General features: G+C 72.7%; 20 protein-coding genes. 16 read left to right on the top strand and 4 right to left on the bottom strand.

From position 1 onward, the window contains the following. Positions 1-107: 107 nt before the first annotated feature. Positions 108-974, top strand: coding sequence for a formyltetrahydrofolate deformylase (purU, locus tag ACWEPF_RS20325; RefSeq protein ID WP_452173647.1), 867 nt, complete (start codon positions 108-110; stop codon positions 972-974). A gap of 27 nt (positions 975-1001) precedes the next feature. On the opposite strand, the gene ACWEPF_RS20320 is transcribed toward purU, so the two are convergent. Together ACWEPF_RS20320 and ACWEPF_RS20315 are read right to left on the bottom strand one after the other, a co-directional pair. Beyond that, entirely contained in the window at positions 1002-2096 is a 1095-nt protein-coding gene (locus ACWEPF_RS20320; protein ID WP_452173646.1) for a zf-HC2 domain-containing protein, read from the bottom strand. Next, a complete protein-coding gene (locus tag ACWEPF_RS20315) occupies positions 2093-2821 on the bottom strand; it encodes an RNA polymerase sigma factor (protein WP_452173645.1) in 729 nt (242 codons plus the stop codon). Before ACWEPF_RS20315 ends, ACWEPF_RS20320 begins: the two co-directional genes overlap by 4 nt. Positions 2822-3227: 406 nt before the next feature. Between ACWEPF_RS20315 and ACWEPF_RS20310 the strand changes: the two genes are divergently transcribed. The 7 genes from ACWEPF_RS20310 (at position 3228) to ACWEPF_RS20280 (ending at position 12149) form a co-directional block, all read left to right on the top strand. After that, positions 3228-3698: an ATP-binding protein gene (locus ACWEPF_RS20310; protein ID WP_345283865.1), complete on the top strand. Its 471-nt coding sequence runs from the start codon at positions 3228-3230 to the stop codon at positions 3696-3698. A gap of 345 nt (positions 3699-4043) precedes the next feature. Further along, on the top strand, positions 4044-5288 hold the full coding sequence (locus tag ACWEPF_RS20305; RefSeq protein WP_345283867.1) for an MFS transporter: 1245 nt from the start codon (positions 4044-4046) through the stop codon (positions 5286-5288). Positions 5289-5462: 174 nt separating this feature from the next. Further along, positions 5463-6821 (top strand): MFS transporter, encoded by a 1359-nt coding sequence (locus ACWEPF_RS20300; RefSeq protein ID WP_452173644.1) that lies wholly within the window; start codon positions 5463-5465, stop codon positions 6819-6821. Positions 6822-6832: 11 nt separating this feature from the next. Beyond that, positions 6833-7360 (top strand): GNAT family N-acetyltransferase, encoded by a 528-nt coding sequence (locus ACWEPF_RS20295; RefSeq protein WP_452173643.1) that lies wholly within the window; start codon positions 6833-6835, stop codon positions 7358-7360. Positions 7361-7457: 97 nt separating this feature from the next. Beyond that, positions 7458-7790: a DUF4229 domain-containing protein gene (locus tag ACWEPF_RS20290; RefSeq protein WP_345283871.1), complete on the top strand. Its 333-nt coding sequence runs from the start codon at positions 7458-7460 to the stop codon at positions 7788-7790. A gap of 17 nt (positions 7791-7807) precedes the next feature. Continuing rightward, positions 7808-8896: a LacI family DNA-binding transcriptional regulator gene (locus ACWEPF_RS20285; RefSeq protein WP_452173642.1), complete on the top strand. Its 1089-nt coding sequence runs from the start codon at positions 7808-7810 to the stop codon at positions 8894-8896. 52 nt (positions 8897-8948) lie between these two features. Then, a complete protein-coding gene (locus ACWEPF_RS20280) occupies positions 8949-12149 on the top strand; it encodes an SdrD B-like domain-containing protein (protein WP_452173641.1) in 3201 nt (1066 codons plus the stop codon). Positions 12150-12323: 174 nt separating this feature from the next. Here the strand turns inward: ACWEPF_RS20280 and ACWEPF_RS20275 are convergent, their stop codons facing one another. Further along, positions 12324-13526 (bottom strand): MFS transporter, encoded by a 1203-nt coding sequence (locus tag ACWEPF_RS20275; RefSeq protein WP_452173640.1) that lies wholly within the window; start codon positions 13524-13526, stop codon positions 12324-12326. Positions 13527-13791: 265 nt separating this feature from the next. Here ACWEPF_RS20275 and ACWEPF_RS20270 point away from each other — a divergent pair, with 265 nt between their 5' ends. The 3 genes from ACWEPF_RS20270 to ACWEPF_RS20260 all read left to right on the top strand — a co-directional run bounded on the left by ACWEPF_RS20270 (position 13792) and on the right by ACWEPF_RS20260 (position 17557). Continuing rightward, entirely contained in the window at positions 13792-15252 is a 1461-nt protein-coding gene (locus tag ACWEPF_RS20270) for a peptidoglycan D,D-transpeptidase FtsI family protein (protein WP_452173673.1), read from the top strand. A gap of 308 nt (positions 15253-15560) precedes the next feature. Continuing rightward, entirely contained in the window at positions 15561-16877 is a 1317-nt protein-coding gene (locus ACWEPF_RS20265; RefSeq protein ID WP_452173639.1) for a dicarboxylate/amino acid:cation symporter, read from the top strand. A gap of 119 nt (positions 16878-16996) precedes the next feature. Continuing rightward, entirely contained in the window at positions 16997-17557 is a 561-nt protein-coding gene (locus ACWEPF_RS20260) for a Uma2 family endonuclease (protein WP_452173638.1), read from the top strand. A 175-nt stretch (positions 17558-17732) separates the two neighbouring features. Here ACWEPF_RS20260 and ACWEPF_RS20255 read toward each other — a convergent pair whose 3' ends face one another. Further along, positions 17733-17936 (bottom strand): cold-shock protein, encoded by a 204-nt coding sequence (locus ACWEPF_RS20255; protein WP_345283882.1) that lies wholly within the window; start codon positions 17934-17936, stop codon positions 17733-17735. 334 nt (positions 17937-18270) lie between these two features. On the opposite strand from ACWEPF_RS20255, the gene ACWEPF_RS20250 reads away from it, so the two are divergent. The 5 genes from ACWEPF_RS20250 to ACWEPF_RS20230 all read left to right on the top strand — a co-directional run bounded on the left by ACWEPF_RS20250 (position 18271) and on the right by ACWEPF_RS20230 (position 22793). Beyond that, entirely contained in the window at positions 18271-19128 is an 858-nt protein-coding gene (locus tag ACWEPF_RS20250) for a menaquinone biosynthetic enzyme MqnA/MqnD family protein (protein WP_452173672.1), read from the top strand. A gap of 225 nt (positions 19129-19353) precedes the next feature. Further along, the gene (mqnC, locus tag ACWEPF_RS20245) at positions 19354-20562 is read left to right on the top strand and encodes a cyclic dehypoxanthinyl futalosine synthase (RefSeq protein WP_345283884.1); all 1209 of its coding nucleotides are present in this window, start codon (positions 19354-19356) and stop codon (positions 20560-20562) included. Between the two features lie 17 nt (positions 20563-20579). After that, positions 20580-21188 carry an amidohydrolase family protein gene (locus tag ACWEPF_RS20240; RefSeq protein WP_452173637.1) on the top strand — a complete coding sequence of 203 codons (609 nt, stop codon included), beginning with the start codon at positions 20580-20582 and terminating at the stop codon, positions 21186-21188. 208 nt (positions 21189-21396) lie between these two features. Further along, positions 21397-21978 (top strand): hypothetical protein, encoded by a 582-nt coding sequence (locus ACWEPF_RS20235; protein ID WP_345283888.1) that lies wholly within the window; start codon positions 21397-21399, stop codon positions 21976-21978. Positions 21979-22100: 122 nt separating this feature from the next. Next, positions 22101-22793, top strand: a complete 693-nt coding sequence (locus ACWEPF_RS20230) for a demethylmenaquinone methyltransferase (RefSeq protein ID WP_345283890.1) — start codon at positions 22101-22103, stop codon at positions 22791-22793. Positions 22794-22797: the final 4 nt, after the last annotated feature.

Below are 22797 nucleotides of genomic sequence, written 5' to 3'. Positions count from 1 at the left end.
GCGGAACCCCGTCGGATCGGCGTCCGGAGTGCGGTCAGCGGGGCGGGGCGCGTCCGGAATGTGAAAGCCTGGACGACCCGCCCCGCGACCGAAGAACGGAACGTCCCGTGGACCAGCAGACCGCCAGCGCCCAGTACGTCCTCACGCTGTCCTGCCCGGACAAGCAGGGGATCGTGCACGCGGTCTCCAGCTACCTGTTCATGACGGGATGCAACATCATCGACAGCCAGCAGTTCGGCGACGCCGACAGCGGGCTGTTCTTCATGCGGGTGCACTTCGCCGCCGAACACCCCGTCAGCACCGAGAAGCTGCGGGCCAGTTTCGCCGCGATCGGTGCCTCGTTCCGGATGGACTGGCAGATCACCCCGAGCAGCGAGCGGATGCGGGTGGTCCTGATGGTCTCCAAGTTCGGCCACTGCCTGAACGACCTGCTGTTCCGCACCAGGATCGGCGCGCTGCCGGTGGAGATCGCCGCGGTGGTCTCCAACCACACCGACTTCCGCGCGCTCACCGAGTCCTACGGCATCCCCTTCCACCACCTGCCGGTGAACCGGGAGAACAAGGCCGAGGCCGAGCAGCAGCTGCTCGACCTGGTCGCCGCCGAGCAGGTCGACCTGGTGGTGCTGGCCCGCTACATGCAGGTGCTCTCGGACGACCTCTGCAAGGCGCTGGCCGGACGGGTCATCAACATCCACCACTCCTTCCTGCCGAGCTTCAAGGGCGCCAAGCCCTACCACCAGGCGCACACCCGGGGCGTGAAGCTGATCGGGGCCACCGCCCACTACGTCACCGCCGACCTGGATGAGGGCCCGATCATCGAGCAGGAGGTGGCCCGGGTCACCCACGACGTGACGCCGGACCAGCTGGTCGCGCTCGGCCGGGACGTGGAGTGCCAGGCACTGGCCCGGGCGGTCAAGTGGCACAGCGAGCGCCGGGTGCTGCTCAACGGCAGCCGCACGGTGGTCTTCGCCTGACGGCCCGTCGGGCCGGGGCCCGCGGCTTCACGGACGGGAGAGCAGCGGCGCGGCCCTGAGCAGTTCCGCGATCGCGCCGCGGTCCCCGTGCTGCCCGGCGGGGATCCGCTCCGGGCTCCGGTGGGCGGCCGCCAGGGAGCAGAACTCCAGCCCGTCCAGCACCAGTTCGGCCACCGGCGGCCCCTCGGGCGCCGTCCCGTCCAGCGGCACCAGCCACTCCCCGGCGGCCGGTCCGTCGATCACCAGGCGGACCACCCGCCCGGGCCGGCCGCCCTGCGGCGGGCCGTCCGGCGGGTTGGCGGCGGCCAGGGCCAGCGGCAGCATCCGGGCGGCCAGGTCCACCATCAGCCGCAGGTGCCGGGCCAGTGGCGGCGGGTAGGGGTAGTCCACCGCGCGGGCGACGTCCTCGCCGTGCACCCAGGTCTCGAAGGCGCGGTCCACGAAGGCGTCCCGCAGCGGCAGCCGGGCGAAGCCGAAGTCCACCGCGGCCGAACCCCGTGGCCGCAGCGCGGCCGCACGCACCAACGCGTGGCCCTGCTCCCGCCAGCGGGCCCGGACGGCGACCACCTCCCGCGCCGGCCGGGCGGCCAGCAGCCGCTCGGTGCGCTCCAGCACGGCCGCCGCGGGGGAGCGCTGGGCGGGGACCCTCGGCGGCTCCGCCCGGGGGACGGGATCGGGCAGGCCGAGCGCCGGGGCCAGGTAGCCGTCCACCGCCGTCAGGTGGGCCAGCACCTCGGCCGGGCGCCAGTGCTCCACCCCGCCGTGCCACGGGAGTTCGGCCACCTCCTGCCACTCCTGCGGGCCGAGGTCGCGCAGCAGGGCGTCCAGCTTGGCCGTCTCCGCCGCGTAGGGCGCCGCCCAGGCGGGGACCGGGAGTTCGGGCGCGCGGCGGGCCAGGCACCAGTCCAGCACCTGCTGACGGAGCGTCTCGGACGGCTCCAGCGGATCCTCCGCGGCCAGCCGCCCGGCGGCCTCCCGCAGCCGCGCCGCCTCCTCGGCGCACTCCGGACACCCCGCCAGGTGGCGGCCCACCTCCGCCGCCTCCCGCCGCGGACACGCCTCCAGGGCCCAGGCTCCGAGCAGGGACCGGTACTCCTCGTGCGGCCGGTCTCCGACAGTCACGTGGACGCCTCGGGGAAGGTGGCTACGCCTCCGGGGGCGCGAGGCTCTGCTGATCTGCGGCTCCGCCGCGGGGCGCGCGGGGGAACGGCAGCACCTGCAACTGGCTGACGGTGCGTGGGTTGCTGGTGGTCCGCCTCCCGATTCGCGCAGTTCCCCGCGCCCCCGGGATCACCACTCGCCGCAGGATCACCACTCGTCGCGGGGGTGCACGAGGCTGCGCCCCCGAAGGCATCATCACGTACGTCATCACCGCTCAGCTGCTGCAGGGCCAGACGGAGGCGGTCCCTGGTGGTCGCTTCGTCGATGCCCAGGCGGCGGGCCGTCTCGCGGTAGTCGTGGCCCTCCAGCCAGGCCAGGGCGACGGTCTCGCGCAGTTCGCCGGGGAGCAGCTCGACCAGGCCGGAGGCGAGGCCGCGCGGTGGCGGCCCCTCGGGCCCCTGCTCCAGCCGCAAACGGTCCAGTGCCCGCCGCCGGGTGAGCGCCCCCAGCCAGGCCCGCAGCGATCCCCGGCCCGGGTCGAAGGCCTCGGGGTGCTCCCAGAGGTGGGCGAAGACCTCGCGGGTGAGCCGCTCGGCGGCGTCCTGGTCGGCCAGGATGCGGCCGGCCAGGCCGTGCACCAGTGGGGCGGTCCGGTCGTAGAGCTCGGCCAGGGCGCTCTCCTCGCCGCGGGCGAGGCGCCACTGGATCCGCTCGTCCCAGCTCGGGGGCGGTGCGGCGCTGTCCACCGGGCCACGGTAGCCCGTGGGGGTGGACCGGTGGGGGGAATCGTACGAAGAAGTTTCGATTCGTCAGTTGGTGGCGGTCGTACCGCCATTCGATGTTCGAGTGGTGGTGGACACATGTAGGAAGGGTGGTTCGCTCGTGGCGGCCGTCAGATCCGAGCCACCGCGCGGTACCTTTCGTCATGCCCGGGGCACCCTCGACGAGCAGGTGGGCACGGGTGGCCGGACGACCGTCGGTGCGACGGTCGCCAGGGTGAGCGGGACAGTATGCACTGCGCTGTCCCTCTGACGCTGGAATATGCCCGAAGCGCTTGCTGCGAATGTCCGGCCGGACCATTCTGAGGCGTATTCGTGACGGGGCCGAGGCCGGTCCGACCGGGCCTCGAACTGCGAGTGCGGGTGGTGAGCGGTGCAGGTACTTCAGGTCCAGCTGGCGGTGCGGGCCGACCCGGCCGAGGTCGGGCGCGCCCGCCGGTGGGTGCGGTCGCGGTTCCAGGGCCACGGGCTCGATCCGGACGCCCCGTTGGCCGAGACGCTGGTCCTGGTGGTCTCCGAGCTGGTCACCAACGCGGTGGTGCACACCGGTTCCCCGGCGGTGCTCCGGCTCTCCGTGCCGCTGGCCGAAGGTGACGGTGCGTCGGCGCCGAGCCGGGTCCGGGTCGAGGTGGCCGACGGCAGCACCAGTGCCCCGGTGCCGCGCCACGCCTCCGGGGACGCCACCAACGGGCGCGGGCTGGAGCTGGTCGAGCTGCTCTGCGAGAGCTGGGGCTGGTACCCCGACGGCTCCGGCAAGCGGGTCTGGTGCGAGATCGCGGGCTGCTCGGCGGGCCTTCCGGCGCTGGAGGGCGCGGGCGGCCCCGGGGGCGCACTGATCGCTTAGCGACCGGGAGTGCGCCCCCCGCGCCCGGTAAATGCTCCGCAACCATTCCGAATTTCCGACAACCCATTGACGTGACGTATCCGACTGATCACTCTTGGGTGCAGTTCTCCGTCGTGAGGGGACGCCGAGGGATCACCGGGTGCGGTCAGCATGGGGGATCAGCAGCTGCCGAGCGCCCGGTCGGCCCTTCCTCGGCGAGCACGGAGCGCTCGGAGCGCGGGATTCAGGGCCCGCGCCCACGGTCGGGCGGCGGCGGAACAGCGGCCGCCGCCCGGCCTCCGAAGCTGCGGGATCGTGACCCTAAATCGCTGGCGTGTCGAAGTGGTCTGGACCAAAACTGCTGGGGTGACGCTCCCCGAAACACAGGCCCCCGCCGTCGCCGCCCCGCCCGCCGATGACCAACCCGCCATCTGGTCCCGGAACTTCCGCTACTACTTCACCGCCCGCAGCTCCGGCCTGCTCGGTGACGCGATGCTCCCCGTCGCGGTCTCCGCCGGACTGATCGGCGCCGGCCACGGCCTCGGTACCGTCGGCTTCGCGCTGGCCTTCCTGTTCGCCCCGTTCGCCGGCTTCGTGCTCTTCGGCGGCGTGCTGGCCGACCGCTTCACCGCCCGGCGGATGATGATCGCCGCCGACCTCACCAACCTCACCACCCGCGCGCTGCTCGCGGTCCTCTTCTTCCGCGGCATCGACCAGCTCTGGCACCTCTACGTGCTGCTCGCGCTGGCCGGCACCGCGGCCGCGATGTTCCAGCCGGGCGCCGCCTCCACCGTCCCGCTGGTGGCCCGCGACGTCCAGGGCGCCAACGGCGTGCTCCGCACCGCCGAGGCCCTCACCACCCTGATCGGCCCGGCCCTGGCCGGCGTCCTGGTCGGTGCCGCCGCCACCGGCTGGGTGATGGTGATCGCCGCCGTCACCTTCGGCATCAGCGCGATCTGCCTCTTCCTCCTCCGGCTCGGCCCCGTCCCGGCCCCGCCGCCCGGGGACAGCCTCTGGCGCAACCTGGTGGTCGGCTGGCACGAGTTCCGCTCCCGCAGCTGGCTCTGGGGCGTGATCCTGATCTGGATGGCCTTCACGGTCTTCTCCTGGGGGCCGCTGCAGCCGATCTCGGCCGGGCTGGTGGTGCCCGCGCACGGCTCCACCGTGTTCGGCGTGCTCAACTGCGCCCTCGGGGCGGGCACCGTGGCCGGCGGTCTGCTGGCCATCCGCTACAAGCCCGAACGGCCGCTCGCGGCAGGGGCGGTGGCGATGGCCGTGTTCCCGCTCTACCCCATCGGCCTGGTGGCCGGCTGGCCGGTCTGGCTGCTCGGCGTGGCCCAGTTCGTGGTGGGCGTCGGCCTCACCTTCTGGAGCGTCATGTGGGCCACCAGCGTCCAGACCCAGGTCCCCGGCGAGGTCCTCAACCGCATCCACGCCTACGAGGTGGCGGGCTCCGTCTGCATGTTCCCCGTCGGCAGCGCCCTCGCCGGCCCCGCCACCACCGCCTTCGGCACCACCCGCACCCTCGAACTCGGCATCCTGGTCGCCCTCCTGACCGTCGCGGCGCTGCTGCTGGCACGTCCGGTGCGAAAGCTACGGCGAGTGGCCTAGGGGCTGCGCGAATCGGAAGGCGGCCCACCTGCGACTCATGCACCGTCAGCCAGGTGCAGGTGCTGCCGTTCCCCTGGGCGCAGTTGCTCGCGCCCCCGGGGAAACCGGTCGTGGACTGCACGTTGAACGGATATCCCGTGTACGTCGCGGACCGCGCTCCCTACGCTGTCGGCCGTGACCAGAACCGGTGAACGCACCCGCGCCCCACGTCTCCACTACGCCTGGGTGGTGGCGGCGGTCGCCCTCCTGGTGCTGGTCGGCTCGGCCGGATTCCGGTCCACGCCCGGTCTGATGATGGACGCGCTGCACGCGGAGTTCGGCTGGTCCCACGCCACCGTGGCCAGCGCCGTCTCGGTGAACCTCACCCTGTTCGGCCTGACCGCCCCGTTCGCCGCCGCCCTGATGGACCGTTTCGGCGTCCGCCTGGTGGTGGTCTGCGCCCTGCTGACGATCTCGGTCGGGGCAGGCCTCACGATCATGATGACCGAGAGCTGGCAGCTGATCCTCTGCTGGGGTGTCATGGTCGGCCTGGGCTCCGGCTCGATGGCGGGGGCCTTCGCCACCACCGTCACCGGCCGCTGGTTCGCCGCCCGGCAGGGCCTGGTCACCGGTGTGCTGACGGCCGCCGGGGCCGCGGGCAACCTGGTCTTCATGCCGCTGCTCGCCTGGATGGTGCAGACCCAGGGGTGGCGCACCGCCGTCGTGGTGGTCTCGATCAGCGCGACCGTCGTCGCCGTCCCGGTGCTGCTGCTGATGCGCGAGCGCCCGTCCGACCTCGGCCTGCTGCCGTACGGCGCGACCGAGGCGCCCGAGGTGCAGAAGGTGGAGGGCAGCGCGATCCTGCGCAGCCTGCGGGTGCTGCGCAACGCCCTCACCGACCGGGCGTTCTGGCTGCTGGGGAGCTCGTTCGCGATCTGCGGGGCGACCACTGCCGGGCTGGTCGGCACCCACTTCATCCCGGCCGCGCACGACCACGGCATGCCGGTCACCACGGCGGCGAGCCTGCTCGCCCTGGTCGGGGTCTTCGACGTGGTCGGGACGGTGGCCAGCGGCTGGTTCACGGACCGCTTCGACTCCCGGGTGCTGCTGGTCAGTTACTACGGTCTGCGCGGCGTCTCGCTGCTCCTGCTGCCGCAGCTGTTCGCCGGTTCGCTCCAGCCGCCGATCCTGGCCTTCATCATCTTCTACGGCCTGGACTGGGTGGCCACCGTGCCGCCGACCATCGCGCTCTGCCGCCGCGAGTTCGGCGCGGACGCCCCGGTGGTGTTCGGCTGGGTGCTGGCCTGCCACCAGATCGGCGCCGCGGTGGTGGCCGGTCTCGCCGGCCTGGCCCGCGACAGCTTCGGGAACTACGACCTGACCTGGTACGCCGCGGGCGGTCTCTGCGCGGTGGCCGTGGTGCTCTGCCTGGCCCTCGGCCCCGGCATCTCCAAGCCCACCGCCGCCCCGGCCGACGCGCACCACGAGGCCCACCACGACATGCACGACGCACACGCCGAGGCCACCCCCAAGGCGGCCGTCGCCGCCGACTAGGCTCGGGGATCATGACGCTCTCCTTCACCCTGGCCCCCGAGCTGACGCCCGAGCTGCGCGCCGAGGTCATCACGCTCTGGACGGACGTCACCAACGCGGGCGGCGCGGTCGGCTTCGTGCCGCCGGTGACGGAGGACCAGGTCTGGGTGACCGCCGAGAAGCAGTTCGGCGGCACCGGCCCGGGTCAGCCGGACGTGCTGCTGATCGGCCGCGAGCCGGAGGGCGGACGGCTGGCGGCCCTGCTCTTCTTCGAGTCGATGCGCTTCGACCTGATGGAGCACTGGCGGATGCTCAAGCGCGTCATGGTGCACCCCGACTTCCAGGGGCGCGGGTACGGGGCGGAGCTGCTCGGCGAGGCGGCCCGGGTGGCCGCCGGCTGGGGGCTGACGGGCCTTCGGCTGACCCTGCGCGGCGGGCACGGGCTGGAGGCGTTCTACGGCAGCTGCGGATACACCGAGGTCGGCCGGGTGCCCGGGGCGATCCGGGTCGGGCCCGGCGACGACCGCGACGACGTGACGATGTGGCTGCCGCTCGCCTGAACGGTGGCCGCCACGGGACCCTGGCGGTTCCGGGCTGTCAGGTCGTGTTTCACTGGACTGCCGTGCCAGCCGTACCCCCGCCGTGAAGGACACCACCGTGAGCAGCCAGAAGCACGCCACGCTCCGCTACACCTCGATGCGGGTCAGCATCTTCCTCTCCTGCCTGCTGATCTCCCTGGTGCTCGGCCACTACGGGATCATCCCGGTGACCGGGAACACCGGTGTGGTCTTCCTGGTGCTGATCGCCGGCGTGGTCTCGGCGCCGCTCAGCTACATCCTGCTCAGCAAGCAGCGGGACGCGATGTCGGCGCAGCTGGCCGACAAGGTGGCGGCCCGCCGGGCCCGCTCGGCCGCCGTCGCGGCGCAGGAGGACGCGGCCGACGACGCGGCCCGCGCCGCCGAGGCGGCCCGCAGCACCGCCGCCAACTGACCGCTCCCGTCCGCCCGATGACCACCGCCGTGCCCCCGTCCGGGCCGATCCCCGAGCCGGCCCCCGAACCCCGCGCCGCGCCGCGCCGTCCGACCGGGCGGGACGTGGCCCGGCTGGCCGGGGTGTCGCAGGCCACGGTCTCGTTGGTGTTCTCGGGTTCGGAGGCGGGGCAGCGGGTCTCCCCGGCGACCCGGGAGCGGGTCCGCGAGGCGGCCCGGGAGCTGGGCTACCGCCCGCAGGCGGCGGGCCGTCAGCTGCGGCTGGGCCGCAGCGGGATGATCCTGCTGGCGGTGCCGAACATGCTCGGCCCGTTCTTCGGCCGGGTGCTGGTCGGGGTGCACGAGGAGGCCGGCCGGCACGGGCTGGCCGTGGTGGTCAGCTCGGGCTGGGGGAGCGCGACGCTGGCCGAGGCCGCCACCACCAGCCGCTTCGACGGCCTGCTGGTCTGCTCGCCGGACGACAGCCAGCTGGGCGCGCTGCCCTCCGGCACCCCCGTGGTCTTCCTGGACGCGGACCCGGCACTGGCCGATCCGGAGACCGGCCGCACCCGGCCGACCGTGGAGCTGGACGTGGCGAGCGGCATGCGGGCGGCCGTGGAGCACCTGGCCGGGCTCGGCCACCGGCGGATCGGCCACCTGCGCTCGACCCACTCCGCGTACACCTTCCGGGTCCGCCAGGCCGCCTTCGAGCAGGCCGCCCGCGGGCTGGAGGTGATCGAGCTGGGCGTCACCCTGAACGACGGTCAGCGGGCCGCCCGGGCGGTCGCGCGCGAGCTGCTCTCCCGGCCGGACCGGCCGCACGCGGTGGTCTGCGACGACGACGTGGTGGCCTCCGGGCTGTACCAGGCGGCGGCCGAGCTGGGCCTGCGGATCCCCGACGACGTCTCGGTGGTCGGCATGGACAACATCCCGGTGGCCGACCTGCTGGCCCCGCCGCTGACCACCGTGGACCTGCCCGGCGAGGAGCTGGGCCGGGCCGGGGCCGCCGCGCTGGCCGCGCTGCTGCGGGGCGAGCCGGCCGAGCCCGTACCGCCGTTGGCCACCCGGCTGGTCGAACGGAGCTCCACCCGGCCGGTTATCCGACGATCCGTTGGTCCCGCCGGGTGAAACCCGCTCGTGGCACCGGAGCTGACGGTCGTTCAGGCGGTGCACTGGCCCCATGCTCACGATTCCCCGGGGCCATCCCCTCAGGTTGCTCACCGCGCTCGGCCTGGTGGCCGGCACCCTGCTGAACGGCATGGTGGCGGCGCCCTCCGCGCAGGCGGCGGTCACCTTCACCAAGGACGTCAGCCCGGCCAGCCCCGCCCCGGGGCAGAACGTCACCTACACCCTGCGCTACACCTGCTCGGTCACCGACTGCACCAACCCGGTGATCACCGACCAGCTGCCGCCCGAGGTGGAGTTCGTCGGCTGGACCCCGGACGCCTCCACGGTGGACGTGGACGGCTCCACCGTCCCGGCCGCCGGGTCCAAGGGCCAGACCATGACGATCAAGCTGAAGGACCTCACGCCCGGCACCACGGCCACCGCCACCGTGGTGGTGAAGTACCCCAACTTCACCACCGCCAACGGGACCCAGGCGGTGAACAGCGCGACCCTGACCGCCGACGGCGAGACCCCGATCACCGACACCGCGACCACCACCGCCGTGGTGCAGCCGCAGTACAAGGTGACCAAGGGCGTCCAGACGGCCAGTCAGGACGGACGGTCCGTCACCTACCAGTTCAGCGCCTGCTCCACCGACAAGGTGCCCAACGTCGACCTGGACACCTCCAAGCTGGTGGACGTGCTGCCGGCCGGCGCGGTGGTGGACACCTCGCGCTCCCCGGGCTGGACCAAGGTGGCGGGGACGGACAACACCTGGGAGTTCGACATCGGCGCGTTCCGGGCCGGCAACGGCCAGGCCGGCTGCCGCAACCCCGGTGCGCTGGTGGTGGAGTTCCCGCAGCCGGACTTCCCGACCGGTACCACCGCCGACAACACGGTGACGCTCAAGGGCGATCCGCTCGGCCCCGACCCCGAGGTGGACCTCTCCAGCGCGACCGCGACCTCGCCGACCTTCCAGGACCCGAGCGGCGGCGTCCAGGTGAGCACGTCCAAGACCTGGGTGGACAAGGCCGTCTCCGGTGATCTGAGCAGCTTCAGCCTGTTCGCCACCAACCTGGCGGCGCCGGTCACCAGCCTGGTGATGACGGACCCCGGCACCGGGACCACCGACGGGCTCTACAACTGGATCTACCCGCAGAGCCTCCAGCTCTCGCCGTGGAACCCGACCTCGATCGGGATGACCCTGGAGTACCGGCTGAACGGGGATCCGAGCTGGCTCTCCTTCACCCCCGGCACCGCCTTCGACGGGTCGTCAGCCCGCCGGATCATGGTCCAGGACGGCGCCGGCGACCCGGCCAACGACGTGCTCGGCATCCCGGCCGGGCGCTGGCTGGACGGCCTGCGGTTCAGCTGGAGCGGGCCGATCCCGGGTGGTTGGAGCCCGGGCAACTCGGTCCAGGTCACCGGCCAGGTGCTCTACCGGGGCCACGACGGCCGGGTGGCACCGCAGCCGCTGACCAACTGCGTGGACACGGTCGCCACCAACGGGACCGACACCTCCGCCGCCAACGCCTGCGCCTCCCTCACCGTCACCGACGCCACCAACCTCGGCGCCGCCAAGTCCACCGTCTCCGGCGCCGTGGTCGCCCCCGGCGCCACCACCACCTTCCAGGTGATCCCCTACAACCGGAGCGGGCGCGACCTGGACCGGCCGCTGGTGCTCTTCGACCTGCTGCCGCCGGGCGTGGTGTACGTGGACGGCTCGGTCCGGCCCGACCCCTCCTGGTCCTCGGCCAAGGCCCCGTCCGAGGTGAAGGTGCTGCCCGGCAAGGACGGCCGCCAGCTGCTCCGGATGACCTGGCCGGCCGGTGCGCCCGACATGACCTACCTGCACGACGACAAGGCGTACCGGGTGCTGTTCGACGCGGTGATCGCCGGCAGCGCCCAGCCCGGGACCCTGACCAACGACATCTACGTCACCGCCGACCAGCCGACCGTCCCGGTCGCCTGCTACTACAACGGGACCTCCACCGGAGTGCCGGACGCCGACGACCTCAACCAGAACGGCGACACCACCGAGACCCTCTGCCCCGCCTCCTCTCAGGTGGAGATCCAGGTGCCCGCCGTGCTGCGCGCCTTCAAGGAGGTGAAGGGGGATCAGGACTCCGACTACGGCTCCTCCGGCACCACCTCCCCGGGCGGCGCCATCTCCTACCGGATGACGGTCCGCAACGACTCCGCCGACCCGGTCACCGAGTTCACCGCCTACGACCGCCTGCCCACCCCGGGCGACGGCTACGTGCTGCGCCCGGAGACCCCGCGCGGCAGCGCCTGGACGCCCTCGCTCACCGAGCCGATCACCAGCAGCGACCCGACCGTGGTGATCGAGTACACCACCGACCCGGAGCCCTGCCGCCCGGCCTCGCTCCCCGCCACCCCGGCCAAGGACTGCAACGCCGGCGCGGCCTGGAGCAGCACCTTCCCCGGCCCGGGGGTCGCCACCTGGTTCCGCGTCACGCGGCCCGGGACGCTGGCCCCGGGCGGGCTGTTCACCCTGACCTGGCCGATGGTCGCCTCGTACGACGCGGCCGAGAACGCCTTCGCCTGGAACAGCTTCGCCTACACCGCCACCGACAACACCGGCCAGCCGCTGCTGCCGGCCGAGCCGGCCAAGGTCGGCGTGGGCGTGCACTGGCCGGCCGTGCCGGACAACTCGCTCGGTGACTTCGTCTGGAGCGACGCCAACAAGAACGGCCTCCAGGACCCGGGCGAGGAGGGCGTGGGCGGAGTGGTCGCGTACCTGCTGGACGGCAGCGGCCGCGAGGTCCGCAACGCCCTGGGCAAGCCGGTCACCTCGACCAGTGACGCCGCCGGGAAGTACCTCTTCGACAAGCTGCCGGACGGGCTCTACGCGGTCCGCTTCGACCTGGCCACCGTGCCGGACGGCAGCACCGTCACCATCCGGGACGCGGTGCGGCGCACCGCCGCCTCGCCGGAGGACTCGGACGCGGATCCGACCACCGGGATCACCGAGACGGTCCGACTGGCGGGCGGTGAGGCCCAGTTGAACATCGACCTGGGTCTGATCGTGCCGCCCGCACCCACCCCGCCGCCGAGCCCCAGCCCGGACCCGACCCCGACCCCGACCCCGGAGCCGACGGTCACCCCGACCGTGTCGCCGACCACCTCACCGAGCCCCAAGCCCCTCCCGGAGACCGGTAGTTCCTGGACCGGCCCGCTGGTCGCGGCGGCCACCGTCCTGGTGATGCTCGGCCTGATGCTCACCACCCGCCGCCGGGGCCGCCACGGCTGACGGCCCCGTTAGGCCCCGCAGGGGCCGTCAGGGGCGCGAGGAACTGCGCGCAGGGGAACGAGGCGACCCGTGTGCCGGGAACGGACACTCACTTGCAAGTGAATCTCCGTTCCCGGCACACGGGTCGCCTTCTTCCGAGTCGCGCAGTTCCCCGCGCCCCCGGAGGTGTGGCCACTACGCCGCTGTCACCAAGGGAGCGGGAGCCGGCATCGGGTGGAACAGCCGACGGGCGCCCAGCAGGAGGAGGCCGCCGAGGGCGATGCCGCCGGCCGCGCAGAGCGCGACGCCGGCCAGGGCGGATTCGGCCAGGGCGCCGGAGACGGCGTAGCCCGCCGCGTTGCCGGTGGCGAACAGCGTGATCAGCCAGGCGAAGGCCTCGGTCACGGTGCCGGTCGGCGCCAGCTCGGCGATCAGTACGAAGGCGGCCGCCAGCAGTGGGGCGAGCCCGATCCCGGAGAGCAGCGCCAGCGCCGCCATCACGCCGGGGGAGGGGAGCAGCAGCAGCGGCAGGTAGGAGGCGGCCATGGCCAGGGCGAGGACCCAGGTGCGGGTCGCGGTGGAGCTGCGCCACTTCACGGCGCCGTAGCCGAGGGCGCCGAGCAGCCCGCCGAGGGCGGCCAGCGCCAGCAGGGTCCCGGCGCCGCCGGGGAGTGCGCCGGGGTGCTGCTCGGCGTAGGCGATGAAGAGCACGTTCTGCGCGCCGACCGCCCAGCCGGCGCCGGCCAGGCCGAGCAGGAGCAGGACCAGGCCGGGGGAGCGCAGCGGGCCGAGCAGGCCGGAGGAGGCGTGCCGGGCCGGGGCGCGCCAGGCGCGGGAGGGGGCGGAGGTGGCGACGACCAGGGCGCCGAGCAGGCCGAGCCCGGCGGCGGTCCACAGGGCGACGGTGGGGGAGGCCCCGGCGGCGATCCCGGCGACGGCCAACGGGCCCGCCACGTAGAGCAGTTGCTGGGTGGCGGAGTCGAAGGCGTAGGCGGTGTCGAGCTGGTCCTCCGTCACCACCTCGGGCCAGAGCGAGCGCAGGCAGGGCTCCAGCGGTGGCATCGCCAGCCCGGCCACCGCTGCTCCGAGCGGGGCGGCCCAGGCCGAGCCGGGGGCCAGGGCGAGCAGCGCGTAGCCGCCGCCGGCCACCACGGCGGAGGCCAGCAGCACCCGGGGCTGCCCGGTCCGGTCGACGATCCGGCCGAGCACCGGCCCGCCGATCGCGGCGGCGATCGCGTACGCGGCGGTGGCCAGCCCGATCCGGCTGTACGGGGTGCCGGCCTCGCGCAGGGCGAGGGCGATCACCAGGGCGGTCATCCCGGCGGGGAGGCGGCCGAGCAGGGTGCCGCCCAGGAGACGGGTGACGTGGGGGGCGCGGAGCAGGGCGAGGTAGCCCATCGGATTCGGTCTCCCGGGGCAGGCGTGGGCACGGGGGTGGCAAGGGGTGGTGAGCCCTCAAGTTATACGTATAACCACACTGCGGTCAATCGAGCCCCGGTCCCCGGCCGGGAACCGGGCCCGGTCGTTCGTCGTCTGACAACCCGACAGCTGATGACGCACCAGGCCGCCAGGGACACCGGCCGCGACCAGCCGCCGCGCGGAAGGGAAGCCGCGGCCGGGCGGCGGGACGGAACGGATGAAGAAGAGCGCGAGCCGGGATTCGATGGCCACCCCGCTGCGGCGGGCCTCGCTGTTCTGCCTGCTGCTGGTGCTGGCCCTGATGGCCCGCGCCACCTGGCTCGCGGTGGCCAAGGCCGACGAGTACGCCGCCAGTCCGGCCAATGCGCGGACGACGATCGACCGCTACTCCCAGCTGCTCGGCAACATCCTGGTCGGCGGGCAGCCCGTCACCGGCTCGACCGCCACCGACGGCACGCTGGCCCACAAGCGCAGCTACACGGACGGCCCGCTCTACGCCCCCGTCACCGGCTACACCTCCCAGGCCTACGGCAGCAACCAGCTGGAGAACCTCTACGCCGACCTGCTCGACGGCTCCGACCCCCGGCTGGCCGGCCCCGTCGACCGGCTCGCCGACCAGCTGACCCGGACCCGCCCGGCCGGCGGCGACGTGGTGACCACCATCGACCCGGCGGTGCAGAAGGCCGCCTGGGACGCGCTCGGCGGCAAGCAGGGCGCGGCGGTGGCGATCGACCCGGCGACCGGCCGCATCCTGGCGCTGGTCTCCACCCCGTCCTACGACCCGTCAGGGATCACCGGGCGGGACGGGGCGGCCGGGCGGGAGTGGCAGCGGCTCAGTGCGGACCAGGGGAAGGCGATGGTCAACGGCGCGCTGCGCACCACGCTGGCCCCCGGCTCCACCTTCAAGCTGGTGGTGGCCGCGGCCGCGCTGGAGAACGGCCTCTACCGGGACGTGGACACCCCGACCGACAGTCCCAACCCGTACACCCTGCCGAACACCCGCACGGTGCTGACCAACGAGAACGCCTCCGCGCCCTGTCTGAACGCCACCCTGCGGACCGCGCTGCAGTACTCCTGCAACAACGTCTTCGCCAAGGCGGCGGCCGACCTCGGCGAGGGGAAACTCACCGACCAGGCGCAGAAGTTGGGCTTCAACCTGACCAAGCAGGACGTCCCGGTGCGGGCTGCCACCAGCGTCTACCCCTCGGGCATGGAGCCCTCGCAGGTGGCGCTCACCGGCATCGGGCAGTTCTCGGTGACGGCCACCCCGCTGCAGATGGCCATGGTCTCGGCGGCGATCGCCAACGACGGGGTGCTGATGAAGCCCTTCGAGGTGGACCGCCTCACCGACCACTCCGGCCGCACCGTCCAGCAGTTCGACCCCGAGCGGCAGTCGCAGGCGATGAGCGCGCGGACGGCGGAGCAGCTGCGCTCGGCGATGGCCACCGTGGTCGAGCAGGGCACCGGCAAGGCGGCCCGGGTCCCCGGCCTCACCGTCGGCGGCAAGACCGGCACCGCACAGAACGGCGTGGACAACTCCGGCATCCCGTACGCCTGGTTCACCTCCTACGCGGAGGACGGCAAGGGCAAGAAGATCGCCACGGCGGCCGTGGTGCTCAACGGCTCCAAGGACCGGGACGAGATCACCGGCGGCGGGCTGGCGGGGCCGGTGACCAAGGCCATGACCCAGGCCTACCTGAGGTAGTGGACGAGCGGACCTGACCGTCCCTGGGTGGTTCGTGGTCACATTTGAAAGTAGTACTTTGAACATCTCAAAGGTTTGTTGCTACTGTACTGACCATGACCACCCCAGGCGCCTTCCGGATGCGTGACGCGAGCACCCCGCTCGCGCCCTCCGCGTGCCTGCTCACCGCTGTGGACAACGGCTGTCGCTGCGTCAGCTGTATCCCGGCGGCACGTCGCGCCTGAGCTCCTCCCCGCTCTCCGTACAGCCGTGTCGCCCGTCCCCCCAGGTCACTCTCCCCACCCCACTCCCCCCGGAGCCGCATCGCCATGTCCACAGCAGCCCCCGCGCCCTCCTTCCTGCAGAAGGTCCGCAAGACCCCGTTCTGGGTGCAGATCGTCGGCGGCCTGGTCCTCGGCCTCCTCCTGGGCTACGTCGCCCGGGTCCAGGACGTGTCCTGGCTGACCACCACCCTGGACACCATCGGCAAGACCTTCGTCCAGCTGCTCAAGCTGGCCGTCCCGCCGCTGGTCTTCACCGCGATCGTGGTCTCGGTCGCCAACCTGCGCAACGTCACCAACGCCGCCCGGCTGGCCGGCCGCACCCTGCTCTGGTTCCTGATCACCTCGCTGATCGCGGTCGGCGTCGGCCTCGGCCTCGGCCTGCTCACCGACCCGGGCAAGGGCGCCTCGCTCTCCACCGAGGGCCTCAAGGCCCCCAAGGACGCGGGCACCTGGGTCGACTTCCTGACCGGCATCGTCCCGACCAACATCGCCGACGCCTTCCTGGAGGTGAACGTCCTCCAGATCGTCTTCCTCGGCGTGGTGGTCGGCGCCGCCATCCTGAAGATCGGCGAGAAGGCCGAGCCGGTCCGCAAGCTCAGCGAGTCCGTCCTCGACCTCACCCAGACCGCCCTGTGGTGGGTCATCCGGCTCGCCCCGCTCGGCACCCTCGGCCTGATCGGCAAGTCCGTCGCCAAGTACGGCTGGGACCTGCTCGGCCCGTTCGCCACGCTGACCATCGACATCTACGTCGGCTGCGCGATCGTCCTGTTCGGCGTCTACTCGCTGCTGCTGCGCTTCGCCGCCGGCCTCAACCCGGTCAACTTCTTCCGCGGCGCCTGGCCCGCGATCCAGCTGGCCTTCGTCTCCCGCTCCTCCGTCGGCACCCTGCCGGTCACCCGCCGGGTCACCGAGCGGCTCGGCGTCCCGAGCGAGTACGCCTCCTTCGCCGTCCCCTTCGGCGCCACCACCAAGATGGACGGCTGCGCCTCGATCTACCCGTCGCTGGCCGCGATCTTCGTCGCCCAGGTCTACGGCATCGACCTCGGCATCGGCGACTACCTGCTGATCGCCTTCGTCTCGGTCATCGGCTCCGCGGCCACCGCCGGCCTCACCGGCGCGATCGTGATGCTGACCCTCACCCTCTCCACCCTGGGCCTCCCGCTGGAGGGCGTCGGCCTGCTGCTGGCCATCGACCCGATCCTCGACATGATCCGCACCGCCACCAACGTGGCCGGTCAGTCGGTCGTCCCGATCCTGGTCTCCGCCCGCGAGAAGACCCTCGACCTCACCGCCTACAACAACCCGACGGGCGACCTCCTCACCGAGGACGCCCCGCGCGAGAAGGTCGCCGTCGCGGCCTGACGCTCCCTCGCCTGACGGCCCGTCTCCCCACCGGGGAGGCGGGCCGTCGCCCGTTGGAGTGCAGTCCGACCACCCGGCGCGGCCCCGGCGGTAGCGTGGTGACGACGAAGGAGGAGCGCGTGAGCACTGCCCCGCGGGAGCACCCGTACCAGTCGGTCGATCCCGAGTACGCCCTCAAGTTCGCGATCCAACGCATCAAGGGCGACCGTGCGGAGATCATCGAAGGGGTCATCGAGTACGTGGTACCGACCTGGGGGCACGAGCGCGCGATCACCAGCATCCGGCGACAGCTCGACCCGCGCCTGATCGAACTGGACTGTGAGCCCGGGGCGGGCAACCTCGACCTCCCCGGTTCCCCGAACTGGTACATCCCCGATCTGGCCGTGGTGCCGAGCCGGCTGGTTGACGAGGACCGCATCCTGGTTCCCGACCAGACGCTGCTGGTGGTCGAGGTGACCTCCGACTCCAACGGGGACACCGACCGGGTGGTGAAGCGCCGCCGGTACGCCGAGTACGGGGCGCCGCTGTACCTGCTGGTGGATCGTCAGGAGCGCACCTGCACCCTGTACGCCGCCCCCGGTCCGCTCGGGTACACCTCCGCCGAGGGGCCGCATCCGTTCGGGACGGCGGTCCGGTTGCCCGAGCCGTTCGGGATCGAGCTGGCCACCGACCGGTTCTGACGGTCGGTCGGAGCGCAGGTGGGGCCGCGCTGGGCAAAAGGCAGGGGGCCCGGCCGGGTCCGAAGACGCGGTGGGCCCCCTTGGTACTGCTCGTCATGCTCTTGCTTGACGGCCCGTCGGGCCGTTGCCGGACCCAAACAGGGGTCCAGAGCGATCAGATCATCGGGAGGATGAATCAGATAGCGGTGACGTTCTCCGCCTGCGGGCCCTTCGGGCCCTGGGTGACGTCGAACGAGACCGCCTGGTTCTCCTCCAGCGAGCGGAAACCGTTCGCGTTGATGGCGGAGTAGTGGACGAAGACGTCGGGGCCGCCGCCATCCTGGGCGATGAAGCCGAAGCCCTTCTCAGCGTTGAACCACTTGACGGTTCCCTGAGCCATGCCGTTCTCCTTGCGAGGGACGTTTCGGAGACCACACCGTGTGGCATCCGGTCCGCTGCGCTGATCGCCCCGCCTCCGGAGTGGGTCCGGAGTTTTTCGATAAAGCTGAAAAACTACAAAAAGCCCGCGGTTACATGCTCCGCAGGCTTCAAGTACTGCAAGGGGAATCAAACTGCAACTGAGTGGAACCGTAGCACGCAGAGGCGGCCCCGACCAGGGGTGACCAAAGCCACGTCAGGTGTGTGTCGCGTGTGTGTCGTGGGTGCCCGGTGACCGGTGCGGAGCCGGGCAGGCATACCCTGCGAACAGTGCTTCAAACGGGCAGCTCGGAAGGATCAACGTGACCGTCGCGGTAAGGCCCCGAGTGGGACATATCCAGTTCCTCAACTGTCTTCCCCTGTACTGGGGCCTGGCGAGAACCGGCAACCTGCTCGACCTCGACCTCAGCAAGGACACCCCCGAGAAGCTGAGCGACCAGTTGGTGAACGGAGCGCTCGACATCGGCCCGATCACCTGCGTGGAGTACCTGCGGAACGCCGACCAGCTGGTCGTCCTCCCCGACATCGCGGTCGGCAGCGACGGCCCGGTGATGTCCTGCGTGATCGTCAGCAGGCTTCCGCTGCACGAGCTGGACGGCAAGCGCGTCGCCCTCGGCTCCACCTCGCGGACCTCGGTGCGGCTGGCCCGGCTGCTGCTGGAGGAGCGCGAGGGCGTCCGGCCCGAGTACTTCTCCTGCCCGCCGGACCTGGAGCTGATGCTCGCCGACGCGGACGCCGCCGTGCTGATCGGCGACCCGGCGCTGCGGGCCTCGCTGGAGCAGGCGCCGCAGCAGGGCCTCGCGGTGCACGACCTCGGCGAGATGTGGAAGGAGTGGACCGGGCTGCCGTTCGTCTTCGCGGTCTGGGCCGCGCGGCGGGAGTACGCGGAGAGCCACCCCGAGGTGGTGGCCGCCGTGCACCGGGCCTTCCTGGAGTCGCGGGACCTCTCGCTGACGGAGGCTCCGCTGGTCGCCGAACAGGCGGCGCGGTGGGAGGAGTTCGACGCCCCGCTGCTGGAGCGCTACTTCACCGAGGCCCTCGACTTCTCCCTGGGCGAGCGCCAACTGGCCGGCATCGCCGAGTTCGCCCGCCGGGTCGGCCACGACTCCGGCTTCGCCCCGGACGTCCAGCTGACGCTCCTCCAGACCGTCTGACGGCCGGCGCTCGGCAGGGCAGCGACCCAGGGGCGCGAGGAACTGCGCGAGTCGGAAGGCGGCCGACCTGAGACTGAGGGCACGTCAGCCGGTTGCAGGTGCTGCCGTTCCCCCGCGCGCAGTTCCCCGCGCCCCCGGCACCACGTCCTCCCGGGCCCGGCCGTCCGCAGGTGCTGGCGTAGGCTGGGCCGGTCCGACGTCGGAGATTAAGAAGGGCCAGCGAAGGTGTCCGAGACCAACCTTTCCGCCACTGACCTGCAGGCCGTCCTCGACCGTGCGGCCGCCGGTGGCCGGATCACCCCGGAAGAGGCGCTGGACCTCTACCGGTCGGCCCCGCTGCACGCGCTCGGCTCCGCCGCCGACACCGTCCGCCGCCGCCGCTACGCGGGTACCGAGCACATCGCGACGTACATCATCGAGCGGAACATCAACTACACCAACGTCTGCGTGACGGCCTGCAAGTTCTGCGCCTTCTACGTGGCGCCGAAGAGCGACAAGGGCTGGTCCCGCGACCTCGACGAGATCCTGCGCCGCTGCGCCGAGACCGTCGAACTGGGCGGCACCCAGGTGATGTTCCAGGGCGGCCACCACCCGGACTACGGGGTGGAGTACTACGAGACCGCGTTCGCCGCGATCAAGAAGGACTTCCCGCAGCTGGTGATCCACTCCCTCGGCGCCTCCGAGGTCGAGCACATGGCGCGGATCTCGAAGGTCTCGATCGAGGAGGCCATCACCCGGATCCACAAGGCGGGTCTGGACTCCTTCGCGGGGGCCGGCGCCGAGCTCCTGCCGGAGCGTCCGCGCAAGGCGATCGCCCCGCTGAAGGAGTCGGGCGAGCGCTGGCTGGAGATCATGGAGGCCGCCCACAACCTGGGCGTGGAGTCCACCTCCACCATGCTGATGGGCACCGGCGAGACCAACGCGGAGCGGATCGAGCACCTGCGGATGATCCGCGAGGTGCAGGACCGCACCGGCGGGTTCCGGGCGTTCATCCCGTACACCTACCAGCCGCAGAACAACCACCTCAAGGGCCGGACCCAGGCCACCGTGTTCGAGTACCTGCGGATGATCTCGATCGCCCGCCTGTTCCTCGACAACGTGGCGCACATCCAGGGCTCCTGGCTCACCACCGGCAAGGAGGCCGGCCAGCTGTCGCTGCACTACGGGGCGGACGACCTCGGTTCGGTGATGCTGGAGGAGAACGTGGTCTCGGCCGCCGGGGCGAAGCACCGGTCCAACCTGACCGAGCTGATCCACCTGATCCGCACCGCCGACCGCACCCCGGCCCAGCGCTCCACCACCTACCAGCACCTGCGGGTGCTGGACGACCCGGCCAACGACCCGGTCGACCCGCGGGTGGCCTCGCACATCGCCTCCACGGCGATCGAGGGCGGCACCGCGCACCCCGAGCTGAAGATCCTCTCCACCACCTGAGCCGGGGTCACCACCTGATGCGCACGCTGCACCGGGCCGCGCTCCTGCTGGCCGACCCGGCCGACCCCACCGCCCCGCCGGTCCCCGACGGGGCGGTGCTGGTCGACGGCGGCACGGTGGTGGCGCTCGGCCCGTACGACTCCCTCGCCCGCGAGGGCGCCCGGGAGCGGCTGTGGGGCGGGCTGCTGACGCCCGGTCTGATCAACCCGTACGGCGGGTGGCTGCTGGGGACCGCGTACCACCCGGACCCGCGCGAGGGGCTGGGGAGCGAGCCGCTGGAGCTGCCGGAGGTGGCGCCGGAGCGGCGCGGGCCGAGCGCCCGGCTGGGGCTGCAGCGGCTGCTGGGGCACGGGGTGACGGCGGTGGCCGGGCCGTTCGCGCTGCCCGCCGTGCAGGCGGCGGTGGCCCGCTCCGGGCTGCACGCGGTGCCGGGGGACGGGGCCAGGGGCGGTCTCGACCCCCTGACGGACCGTCCGCTCGCCCGGGCCGTGCACCGGCCGCTGGTGGTCGGCGGGCCGGCCGACTTCGCGGTCTTCGACGTGCCGTCCGTCGCCGAGCTGGAGCGTGGCGGGGCGGCCTGCCTGGCCACCGTCCTGGGCGGGCGGCTGCTCTACCGCCGCCGCTGAGCGGCGTCCAGCGGTCTGCCACGGGGCGGGCGGAACTCCGTCAGGTGGGGCGTCGTTCGACGGGCCGTCAACTGGACATAACCGCACCAACCCTCGCTTCGTCCACGTGAACTGATGGTCCCTCGTCGTGACCGGAGGGACCGTCAGCGGTTACCATCCTGAGCACCGGGTCGTCCCCAACCCGGCCCGGCAAGCCCCGACAGGAACCATGCGACCCCCGACCGCAACCCACCCGCGCAGCTCGCGCCTCGGTCGAGGCTGGTACCTCGCCGCCGTGCTCAGCGCGGTGCTCGCGACCGGCATGTGCCTGCTCGGCTGGCGCCAGGCCGACCAGGCGGACCGGATCAACGCGGACCCGGTGAAGGTGCAGGGCACCGTCACCCAGCTCGCCGCCGGCACCGGCACCTACAGCTCCGTCAACTACCAGGCCGCGGGCCGCACCCTGACCGCCACCGACCTCGGGCTCCCCGAGGACGCCCGGGTCGGCGACCGGATCTGCCTGGAGTACGCGGGCGAGGACCCGGGCGCGGTCCGCGCCTGCGGCAAGCGCTACCCGCAGCCCGCCGGGGTCGGACTGGCCCGGATCAGCGTCCCGGTCGCGCTGCTGCTGCTCGCCTTCAGCTGCCACCGGATCTGGCTGCACCGCCGGGGAGCCGCCCGGTCGCGGCGCAGCCGGCCGCGCACCACGGTCGCCTTCGCCTCCGAGTCCTTCGGTACCGGGATGCCCGCGATCAGCCACGGCAAGCGGTCCCGGCGGCGCCGCAAGTCCGGCCGCCGCGCGCTGCGCTGACCCGCTGTCGGACGCTTCGCGGTCGTCCGCCGGCCGTCCGGCAGCGCCCCTCGGGGCAGCCTTCACCGCCCCGCCGCCGGACCTCCTCCCAGGTCCGCGCGCCGGTGGTGAACAATGGGGTCGTGACCCGAGCCTCCCTGGACAAGCAGCCGCACGAAGTCGCCGCGATGTTCGACGACGTCGCCGCGAAGTACGACCGTACGAACGACGTGCTCTCCCTCGGCCAGGCGCGGGCCTGGCGCCGCGCGGTGGCCGAGGCGGTGGGGGCCGGGCCCGGGCAGCGGGTGCTCGACCTGGGGGCCGGCACGGGGACCTCCTCGCTGCCGTTCGCCGAGGCCGGGGCCGAGGTCGTGCCCTGCGACTTCTCGATCGGGATGCTGGGCGAGGGCAAGAAGCGCCACCCCGAGCTGGCGCTGACCGCCGGCGACGCCACCAAGCTGCCGTTCGCCGACGACAGCTTCGACGCCACCACCATCTCCTTCGCCCTGCGCAACGTGCAGGACACCGACGCCGCGCTGCGCGAGCTGCACCGGGTCACCAAGCCCGGCGGCAAGGTGGTGATCTGCGAGTTCTCCACCCCCACCTGGACGCCGTTCCGGACCGTCTACACCGAGTACCTGATGCGCGCCCTGCCTCCGGTGGCGACCGCCGTCAGCTCCAACCCGGACGCCTACGTCTACCTCGCCGAGTCCATCCGCTCCTGGCCGGACCAGCCCGCCCTGGCCACCCGCCTGCAGCAGGCCGGCTGGCAGCGCGTCGCCTGGCGCAACCTCACCGGCGGCATCGTCGCGCTGCACCGGGGCTTCAAGGCGTAAGGCC

The sequence above is a fragment of the Kitasatospora sp. NPDC004289 genome (assembly GCF_053602875.1).
This window is presented reverse-complemented; position numbering and strand designations above follow the sequence as displayed.